Below are 9,705 nucleotides of genomic sequence, written 5' to 3'. Positions count from 1 at the left end.
GAGGCGCGGGTCGCGTTCGTCGGGCGGCGTCACCACCCGGCCGGGTCAGGAGGCCTGCGGCACCCGGTTCGCCTTCGCGAGGTTGGCGACGAGCTCGTCCTTCGTCTGGCGCACGACGTAGGCCGGACGGTCACGCTCGACGCGCCAGCTCTCGGACAGCGGGCTGACGTCGACGGTGTCGAAGCCGAGCTCGTCGTAGAGGTCGGTCATCAGGGCGACGGCCTCGGGCGAGTCGCTCGACGTGGCCAGCGCGCGGCGGTCGGGGGTGCCGGCCGGGGCGACGTCGGTGGTGATGTCCTTGGCCATGATGTGGTTGAAGCCCTTGACGACCTTGCTGGTCGGGAGGTGGCGCTGCAGCATCTCGGACACCGTGTCGGTGCCGGCGTCGAGGGCGGCGATGTGGCCGTCGCGCTCGAAGTAGTAGTTGTTCGTGTCGATCACGGTCTTGCCCGCGAGCGGCTCGACCGGCACCTGGTCGACGTTCTTGAGGGGGACGGTGACGACGACGACGTCGCCCGCCGTTCCGGCCTCGGTCGCCGTGGCGGCCCGGGCCTTCGGGCCGAGGTCGGCCACGAGGTCGGCGAGGGTCTCGGGCCCGCGCGAGTTGCTGATCACGACGTCGTGCCCGTGGGCGATGACCGCCCGGGCGACCTGGCTGCCGATGTTGCCTGCTCCGATGATTCCGTAAGTCGTCATGAGCAACTCAACCGGCGGCCCGCTCGATGCCTTCCCGACGGTGCCGTTCTCCCAGGGCATCGCAAGGTCCGGGCGGCTCGTCCCGTGGTCGCGGGTGGTGGTGGCGGGTGGTGCCCGTGACCCCGTCGTGATGCGATCGTCACCCGCGCCACCGTCACCTGATGGCCCCGCATGCGACAGGATGGACCCCACACGAGTCACGAGGGGGAGGCGATGGCCGCGCCACAGCAGGACGACGCGCTCGATCGCGTCCTCGCCGAGCGCTACCGCCTGCAGTCCGTCGTGGGCCGAGGGGGCATGGCGACCGTCTACAAGGCCGTCGACGAGAGCCTCAACCGCACGGTCGCGATCAAGGTCTTCCACAGTGCGATGGTCGACCCGGCCCGACAAGAGGCCGAGCTCGGCGTTCTGTCCAGCCTGGAGCACCACGGCCTCGTCGGTCTCTTTGACGCCGGGGTCGAGCAGGGGCCGAACGGTCCCCAGCGCTTCCTCGTGATGCCGCTGATCGCCGGGCTCAACCTCGAAGACCGTCTGCGGCACGGCGCGCTCGCCGCGCGGCACATCGCCGAGATCGGCTACGACATGGCCGAGGCGCTCGACTACATCCACGGCCACTCGGTCGTGCACCGTGACATCAAGCCGTCGAACATCCTGCTCGTCGACTACGGCGACCACGAGGCGGCCCGTGCCCGGGCCAAGCTCGCCGACTTCGGCATCGCCCTCACCGAGGACGTCGAACGACTCACCGCCGAGGGGGTCACCACCGGCACCGCCGCGTACCTCAGCCCCGAGCAGGCCGTGGGCGGCGAGGTCGGCCCCCCGAGCGACGTCTACAGCCTCGGCCTCGTGTTGCTGCAGTGCTTCACGCGCCGGCGCGAGTTCCCGGGGTCGCTCGTCGAGTCGGCCGTCGCGCGACTGTCCCGCGACCCGGTGCTGCCCGAGCCGCTGCCCGAGCACTGGCGTCACGCCCTGCGCGCCATGACCAGCCGCGACCCCGCGCAGCGGCCGACCCGCGCCGAGCTCGTCGCGTTGATGCGCGACGTGGTCATCACCGAGACGACGGACCACCGCGACGGCGTGGGCGACCTGTCGACCGGCGACGGTTCGATGCGCGGGGGCGACACCGAGCCGTTCGACCACAGCGAGGTCCTCGACACCCTGCCCAACGAGGCGCTCGACCGCGTCACGGCCATGGCGGCCCGCCTGTTCTCGGCACCCATCGCCCTGGCGACCGTGATCGACGACGACCGCACGTGGTTCACGACCCACTACGACCCGGCCGTGGGCGACATCGCTCGGCACATCGACCTCTCGCTCGGGGCCGTGCACTCGTCCGAGCCCCTCGTCATCGAGGACGCCGCGACCGACCGACGCGTGGCGACCAGCCCGTTGGTCACCGGGCCGCTCGGCATGCGGTTCTACGTCAGCGTCCCGCTCACCCGACGCGACGGCCACACGATCGGCACGCTCTCGGTGATCGGGCGGGAGCCGAGCACGGCCAGCGACGAGCAGGTCGCCAACCTCACCGACCTCGCGGCGCTCGTGGTCGCCCAGCTCGAGCTGCGACAAGAGAGTCTGCGGATCGCTGGCACGACCACCGGCAGCGTGCCGCACGCCTCGCGCGTCGACCTCGACACCCAGGCCTGGAGTCCGACCGACCGCTGACGTGCGGCAGACTTGCCCGGTGACCGTCGAGCTCGTGCCCTCCGTCGCGAGCGAGACCACCGCCCCCGTGGCTGCCGCCGTGCCCGCCCGCGTCACGGCTTTCCCCCGCCTGCGCTACATGGGCTCGAAGTACGCGCTGCTGCCCGTGCTGCACGACGTCTTCTCGAGCGTCGCGCCCGTGCCGGCCCGCGACCCCGACGACGAAGGAGGCGCGGTTCGGCCCTCGACCGCGATCGACGCCTTCAGCGGGTCGGGCGTCGTCTCGTACCTCATGAAGGCGGAGGGTCGCCAGGTCGTGAGCAACGACTTCCTGGCCTTCCCCGCGGTCATCGCCCGCGCCTCCGTCGTCAACGGATCGACGACGCTGTCGGACGACCTCGTCGACGAGATCTGCGGCCCGCCCGCCGACGACCGCGACGTCGTGCGCCGCACCTTCGACGGCGTGTTCTTCTCGGCCGACGACCGGGCGTTCCTCGACTCGGCCTGGTCGCACGTCGACCGGCTCGACGGCGCCGAGCGCGACCTGGCGATCGCCGGCCTCGTGCTCGCCGCGGCACGCAAGCAGCCCCGGGGCGTCTTCACCTTCACGGGCGCGCGGTACGACGACGGGCGCCGCGACCTGCGGATGACCATGGCCGAGCAGTTCCGGGCGGCGGTCCGGGCCTACAGCGCCACCGTGTTCGACGACGGCCTCGCGCACGAGGCCGTCGAGGGCGACGTGGCCGACCTGAGGCGACCGCCCGCCGAGCTGGTGTACCTCGATCCGCCCTACGCGCCTCCTCGGGACGACGCGGACTACATGAAGCGGTACCACTTCCTGCAGGGGCTGGCCGTGTACTGGCGGGGGCAGACGATCATGACCGAGACCAAGACCAAGAAGATCGCCAAGCTGTTCACGCCGTTCGCCTACCCGCGCACGGTCGACGACGCCCTCGTGCGCACCTTCGAGCAGTTCGCCGACGCCGGGGCGCTCGTGCTGTCGTACTCGTCCAACGCCGTGCCGAGCCGCGAGCGCATCGAGCACTTGATGCGCACGGTCAAGCCGCACGTCGAGGTGCGCGTGGTCGACCACACCTACAGCTTCGGGACGCACCGCACGGCGACCCGCACGGCGGCCACCGAGTACGTCTTCGTCGGGAGGGACTGACCGTGACGATCCCCACCTTCGACGAGTACGTGGCGTCGCTCGGCCGCATGACCCCTCACGTCGACCCGACCGCCCCCTCGGCGGCGGCGACCGACCTCGGCCGGGCCGCGGCGAGCCTCGGCGAACTGCCCGTCGTCGACCGCGACCACCTGGCCGAATGGACCCGGCAGCACCCGGCGTGGGTGCCTGCCCTCGGCTTGGCCGTGGGGCTGTCGCAGGAAAAGCTGCGCAACTCGCTGCGGCACGCCTTCGACACCCCGAGCTGGCTGACGCTCGCGCGCGGACGGGCCGACGAGCTGGTCGCCCACCTCGACGACGAGTTCGAACTCGTGCGCCTCGTCGCGTCGCAGCGGCACCGCACCTACGACTTCGGCGACCTGCTCTCGGCGCGGGCCGGCACCCGGGCGTCGGCGATCCGCGCCGGGGTGTCGGGGCGGCGGCTCGAGGACGAGATCGAGGCCATCGCCCGCGACCTCGGGCTCGCCTGCGGCACGCGGACCCGGTTCACCGGTCGGGCGAACCGCACGGCGCCGTGCGACCTGGTGATCCCCTCGGCGGAGGAGCCCGCGATCGTGGTCGCCGCGAAGGGGTTCGACTCGACCGGCTCGAAGCTGACCGACGCCGTGCGCGAGATCGAGGAGATGGCCGACGTCCGGCTGCCGCGACAGACCGTCATGGCCGTGATCGACGGCATCGGCTGGAAGAGCCGCCAGGCCGACCTCAAGCGCATCCACCAGCTCTGGGTCGACCAGCAGATCGACGGGCTCTACACGCTGTCGACGCTCGACCGGTTCCGGGACGACCTGGCCGACGCCGCACGGCTGCGCCGCCTCATACCGTAGGTCGAGGTCGAGGTCGAGGTCGAGGTCGAGGCCGGTCAGGCGGCGGCGGCGGCGGGGGCGGGGGCGGGAGCGACGGGAGTGGCCGGGGCGGCACCGACCCCGTGCCGGTCGAACGCCCGGCCGAGGTCGAGCAGCGTGTCGGCGAGAGTGCCGTGTTGCGACGCCGGAACGACGTCGGCGAACGCGGCGGCGTAGGCGCTCGCGATGGCGGTCGTGACCTCCGTGCCGCGCGGGGTGCGGCTGACGATGACGCTGCGGCGGTCGGCGGGGTTGCGACGGCGGTCGAGGTGGCCGGCCTCGACGAGGCGATCGACGAGGTTGGTCATCGCGCCCGACGACAGGTCGAGGTGGTCGGCCGCGCGCTTGGGGGTGACCAGGTCGCCGGTGGCCCACACGTAGAAGAGGAACCGGATGTCGGTGTCGCCCAGGCCGAAGAGGTCGCCCTGATGGTCGAGCACGCGTGAGTGGTTCAGCATCAACAGCCGGAACGAGTCCAGCAGGCGGGTGAGATCGCCGGGGCCGAGGGCGGCGGGGCCGAGGTCGCCGGGGGCGAGGTCGCCGGGGCCGAGGTCGGCGGGGCCGAGGGCGGCGGGGCCGGGATCGGCAGGGGTCGTGACGAGCATGGGGGTCCTCCGTGACACGTAGAGCGTGCCGTCCGTGGCACCGGCTCAGTCAACAAGAATCTCGACGATCGTGACACCCCCACCACTGGGGACATGCTTCGCCTTGCGTGCCTCTCGGGTCCTGAGTAATTTGATTGTCGTACCACTTGAGAACAACGACCACTCGAAACCAGAACGGTTCGGGAGGTGAGCTTCTCACCGGCGAAGCCCCTGAGCCGCTTCGTCGGGGTGGCCCCCGACATCCCCCTGTTCCCCCTCTCGCCCCTGGAGTCCACCATGTCCCGTCCCACGCCCCGCATCGCCCGCATCGCCGCCTGGATCGCCATCCCCGCCGCCCTCGTCGCCTCGGGCATCGTCGTCTCGACCGCGTCGTACTCGGCCTTCTCGTCGACCACGGTCAACCCCACCAGCAACTGGACCGCCGGCACCGTCGCCCTGACCGACGACGACAGCAACAGCGCGCTCTTCACCGCCACGAACCTGAAGCCCGGCCAGACCGGCAGCAACTGCATCGCCGTCACCAGCACCGGCTCGCTCGCCTCGGCCGTCAAGCTCTACGGCACGGGTGCCGCCACGACCAACAACCTCGCCTCGAACATCACGCTGAGCGTCGTGCAGGGCACCGGCGGCGGCTTCGGCTCGTGCACCGGCTTCACCCCGCTCTCGTCGGGCTCGAGCCTGTACAGCGGCACGCTGGCCGCCTTCGGCACCAGCTACACCAACTACTCGAACGGCGTCGGCACCTGGGCCCCCACCGGCACCGCGTCCGAGACCCGCACCTACCAGGTGACCTACACCGTCTCGAACACCGCCCCCAACACGACCCAGGGCGGCACCGCGAGCCTCGGCCTCACCTGGGAGGCCCAGAACAGCTGAGGCCCGGCCCCCGGCTGAACACCGCACCACCGCACCAGGCGGCCCGACACCGCATCACCCGCACCATCCAGAGCAGAGGCACCCATGAGCACGATCGACCTGAAGCTGCGGCCCGCCGCCGCAGCCGCGGCCTCGATCACCGTGCCCCTGGGTGCCTCTCGTTCGTGGCTCGACTGGACGCGCCTGGCCCTCGGCACCGCGTCACGGGTTGTGCTCTACTCGCTGCTCGGCCTGATGGTCTACGCGGCCGCCCCCGCCGCCCTCGGCTGGAGCCCCACCACCGTGATGACCGGCTCGATGGAGCCCCGCATCCACCCCGGCGACGTCGTCGTCGCGAAGCCCGTCGCGGCGGCCGACGTGCACCGCGGACAGGTGCTGCTCTTCGACGACCCCGACCAGGCCGGGCACCTGCGCCTGCACCGCTACCACGACAACGGCCAGGCCGGACAGATCGTCACCAAGGGCGACGCCAACCCGAGCGTGGACTCGACGCCGATCGACCGCAGCGCCGTCATCGGCGTCGGCTTCCTGCGCGTGCCCTACGTCGGCACGCCCTTCGTCTGGGCCGCGGGCCACCAGTACGGCCACCTGCTGGTCACCGGCGGACTGCTGATCCTCGTCGTCCTGCTGAGCCGCAACGACCGGTACCTGCTGCGTGACGAGCGCCCCGCGTCGCCTCGGGTGACCGCCCCCGCCGGCCGCCGCGTGCAGCGACGACGCGAGCGGCGCCTCCGTCGCCTGAAGACCGCAGGAGGCGCGATCGGCCTGGCAGCGATCGGTGGCGGTCTCGCACTCACCCTCGTCGTCTCGGGCGGTGCGCACGCGGCGTTCGCCGCGCCCACCGCGAACCCGACGTCGAGCTTCGGTGCCGGAAACTACGACTGCCTGCAGGACACCTACAACTCGCAGACCTCGTACGGCTTCCCGTACAACGAGACGTCGGGCACGACCACCGCCGACGGCAGCTCGTTCGCCCGCGTGGGCACCCTGAGCGGCGGGGCGACGTTCGTCGCCGGCTCGTGCGCCACCAACCAGAGCCCCTACCTGCAGCTCGACGGCACCGGCCAGGTCACGACCGCGGTCAACCTCACCGGTCAGGCCGCCTTCACGATCGAGACCTGGTTCCGCACGACCAGCGCCGCCGGAGGCACCCTGGCCGCGTTCACCGCCGCGCAGACCGGCACGAACACGACCGCCGACCGTGCGCTCTACCTGACCACGGCGGGCAAGATCGCCCTCGGCGTGCGCCCCACCTCGAGCACGACCAAGGCTACGACCACGTCGGCCTCGTACAACGACGGTGCCTGGCACCACGTGGTCGCCACCCTCTCGGGCACGAGCACGATCATCTACGTCGACGGTGTCGCGGTCGTGAACGACACGACGAACAAGACCGTGCAGACGGCCGCCGGTTACTGGCGCGTGGGCTACGCGCCGCTCAGCGGCCTGCCCTCGGCTCCCACGAACGGCTATTTCGTCGGCTCGGTCGACGGCACGACGATCTACAACAACTCGGCCCAGACCGCCTCGGCCGTGCAGGCCCGGTACGCGGCCGGCCGCTGACCGACCGCAGTCGCCCGGTCAGCCGGCCAGCGCCTCCTCGATGACCGCGACGACCTCGGGGGCGTCGGGCTCGGTCGTCGGACGGAAGCGGTGCACGGCGCCGCCGGGGGTGATCACGAACTTCTCGAAGTTCCACTTGACGCGGCCGGCCTTGCCCTCGGCGTCGGTGGCCTTCTTCAGCTCGGTGTAGAGCGGGTGCTCGCCCCGACCGTTGACCTTGACCTTCTCCATCATCGGGAAGGTCACGCCCCAGGTGGCCGAGCAGTACTCCTCGATGGCCTCGCCGCTCGAGAGCTCCTGGAAGAACTGGTTGCTGGGGAAGCCCAGCACTGTGAAGCCCTGCTCGCCGTACTGCTTCTGCAGCGCCTCGAGCTTCTCGTACTGGGGGGCGAGGCCGCAGCGCGAGGCCACGTTCACGACCATCACGACCTTGTCGGCGTAGGCGCCGAACGTGGTGGACTCGCCGCGGATCGTGGTCAGGGTGATGTCGTCGAGGCTCATGGGTCGACCGTATGCCCGCCTGCTGCGAGCCCGCTCGCCGCCCCGTTCGCTAGCCTGCCCCCTGGCCCGCTCGCCGGCCCGCTCGCCGGCCCGCTCGCCGGCGCGCTCGCCGGCGCGCTCGCCGGCCCGCCCGTTGGCCCGTTCGCTGGCCCGCCCGCCGGCGCGTTCGCTGGCGCGTTCGCTGGCGCGTTCGCTGGCCCGCCCGCTGGCGCGTTCGCTGGCCCGCCGGCTGGCGCGTTGGCTGGCCTGCCCGTTGGCGCGTTCGCCAGCCCGTTCGCCGGCCCGTTCGTCGGCCTGCCCGTTGGCCCGTTCGCCGGCCCGTTCGCTGGCCCGCTCGCTGGCTCGCCCGCCGGCACGAGCCTGCTCGGTCGCGCCTCCGTTCCTTCCTGCTCCGTCCCGCCCCGAGCTCCGTCCGACGGCCACGTGTCCCCCCGGTCGCCGCCTCGCACCCACCCCCCCCCGCCCTCCCTCGTCAGCCTGCCGCGGTCGGCAACTCCTGACCCGTGTGTCGCCGGGGTGGAGCGAGCCGCCACGCCCTGCGTCCTCGTGGTCCGAGCACTCGCGGCAGTGAGGAGTTCCCGACACCTGCGACGGGTCGCGGACCGCCCGCCGTCCGGATGAGAGCTCTGATCGCGCCGACCGTCACGCCCCACCTGTCTTGCACCATGACCGTCCCCGCCCGGAACGGGACCAGACCGTCGCGGGCGATGTCGGCGTCCTTGAGCCGATCCTTGTCGAAGCGTGTCTCGTGGTGCGCTCGTCCATCGGTCTCGAGACCGATGATCCCGTCGACGACCATGTCGATGATCTTCGAGGTGCCGGAAACAGGCACCTGGCGGGCGACGTGATGCCCTGCCCGCCGCAACCTCGTGCCCGCCGCACTCTCGAGGATGCTCTCGGCGCCCGGATCGCTCCACGCCACGAGGCCGGCAGCGTCGGCACGCCTCCGGGACAGCACCTCGGCTGCGTCGTCGTCGCCCTCGACGATGCCGGCCCGTCTGGCCCAGTCGACGAGGATGACCGCATCCTCGAACGATCGGGTCTCGACGACTGCCCGAGCCAGGGCGTCACGAGGGTCGACGGCCCAGGTCGAACCCCGATCACCGAGTTCGAGTGGGTCCCACACGACGCGGACTCCACGCCGCCGTCGCAGCCGCGAAGCCGTCACGGGTACCGACACCGTGACCGGCGGACGGGTCCACGTCCACGCTCCCAGCTGATGCAACGCGGATGCGCCGGTGAGTCGACCACCCACGGCGACCGCGACGTATCGGGGGTCTCCACGCTCCCAGGTGGAGTACCACCCACGCCGGGGTCTGCTGACAGTGCGTGAACGGACCGCGGCGGTCAGGTGTCGATCGGTGGCGCCCAAGGCGACCAGGTCGTGTTTGTGGAGGAGCCCTCCGGCGGCTGAGACGAGTTCGGCGATCGTTGTCATGGTCCACGAGCGTGTCGACGACACGGGCCTCGGGTGGAGCCGGCGGCCGCGGGTGTTGAGAGTCAGCCCGGCGACGCCGTCCGGGAGGATGCGTCGCCCGGGCCCGGGCCCAGGCGAAGGCCCGACGCGTCGCCCGGGTGACCGGCACCCTTGCTCCGGGTGCCGGGAACGCCTGACGCGCCCTTCGACCTCCGCGGCTTCTGTCGAATGCCGAAGGTGCCGACCGACGCCACCGGTCGACCCCTCGTCGAGAAGTCCTGCCTCCCGCCGCGAATCGCAGTGGAGCGAGGGATGGTCGTGCATGCGTTGCAGCACGGGTCAGGAGTTGCCGCCGGGTGCGAGTGCGGGTGCGGG

General features: G+C 71.8%; 9 protein-coding genes. 5 read left to right on the top strand and 4 right to left on the bottom strand.

The annotated features are described in order from the left end of the window. Positions 1-45 precede the first annotated feature (45 nt). Positions 46-696 carry an NADPH-dependent F420 reductase gene (locus BIV04_RS07755; RefSeq protein ID WP_071255613.1) on the bottom strand — a complete coding sequence of 217 codons (651 nt, stop codon included), beginning with the start codon at positions 694-696 and terminating at the stop codon, positions 46-48. Positions 697-909: 213 nt separating this feature from the next. Here BIV04_RS07755 and BIV04_RS07750 point away from each other — a divergent pair, with 213 nt between their 5' ends. Genes BIV04_RS07750 through BIV04_RS07740 form a run of 3 tightly spaced genes read left to right on the top strand, consistent with a single transcriptional unit; the run spans position 910 to position 4,350 of the window. Next, the gene (locus BIV04_RS07750; RefSeq protein ID WP_071255611.1) at positions 910-2,361 is read left to right on the top strand and encodes a GAF domain-containing serine/threonine-protein kinase; all 1,452 of its coding nucleotides are present in this window, start codon (positions 910-912) and stop codon (positions 2,359-2,361) included. 19 nt (positions 2,362-2,380) lie between these two features. Continuing rightward, positions 2,381-3,508: a DNA adenine methylase gene (locus BIV04_RS07745; protein WP_255364212.1), complete on the top strand. Its 1,128-nt coding sequence runs from the start codon at positions 2,381-2,383 to the stop codon at positions 3,506-3,508. A 2-nt stretch (positions 3,509-3,510) separates the two neighbouring features. Next, positions 3,511-4,350 carry a hypothetical protein gene (locus BIV04_RS07740; RefSeq protein WP_255364211.1) on the top strand — a complete coding sequence of 280 codons (840 nt, stop codon included), beginning with the start codon at positions 3,511-3,513 and terminating at the stop codon, positions 4,348-4,350. Positions 4,351-4,385: 35 nt separating this feature from the next. On the opposite strand, the gene BIV04_RS07735 is transcribed toward BIV04_RS07740, so the two are convergent. Next, positions 4,386-4,973 carry a MarR family winged helix-turn-helix transcriptional regulator gene (locus BIV04_RS07735; RefSeq protein WP_071255609.1) on the bottom strand — a complete coding sequence of 196 codons (588 nt, stop codon included), beginning with the start codon at positions 4,971-4,973 and terminating at the stop codon, positions 4,386-4,388. 186 nt (positions 4,974-5,159) lie between these two features. On the opposite strand from BIV04_RS07735, the gene BIV04_RS07730 reads away from it, so the two are divergent. Beyond that, positions 5,160-5,849: a hypothetical protein gene (locus tag BIV04_RS07730; protein ID WP_255364210.1), complete on the top strand. Its 690-nt coding sequence runs from the start codon at positions 5,160-5,162 to the stop codon at positions 5,847-5,849. Positions 5,850-5,933: 84 nt separating this feature from the next. Then, a complete protein-coding gene (locus BIV04_RS07725; protein WP_071255607.1) occupies positions 5,934-7,412 on the top strand; it encodes a signal peptidase I in 1,479 nt (492 codons plus the stop codon). Between the two features lie 18 nt (positions 7,413-7,430). On the opposite strand, the gene BIV04_RS07720 is transcribed toward BIV04_RS07725, so the two are convergent. Continuing rightward, positions 7,431-7,913 (bottom strand): glutathione peroxidase, encoded by a 483-nt coding sequence (locus BIV04_RS07720; protein WP_071255606.1) that lies wholly within the window; start codon positions 7,911-7,913, stop codon positions 7,431-7,433. Between the two features lie 472 nt (positions 7,914-8,385). After that, complete coding sequence (locus tag BIV04_RS07715) at positions 8,386-9,039, bottom strand: hypothetical protein (protein ID WP_071255605.1); 654 nt, start codon at positions 9,037-9,039, stop codon at positions 8,386-8,388. Positions 9,040-9,705 lie beyond the last annotated feature (666 nt).

It is taken from the genome of Frigoribacterium sp. MCBA15_019 (genome assembly GCF_001864945.1).
Lineage (GTDB): Bacteria > Actinomycetota > Actinomycetes > Actinomycetales > Microbacteriaceae > Frigoribacterium.
This window is presented reverse-complemented; position numbering and strand designations above follow the sequence as displayed.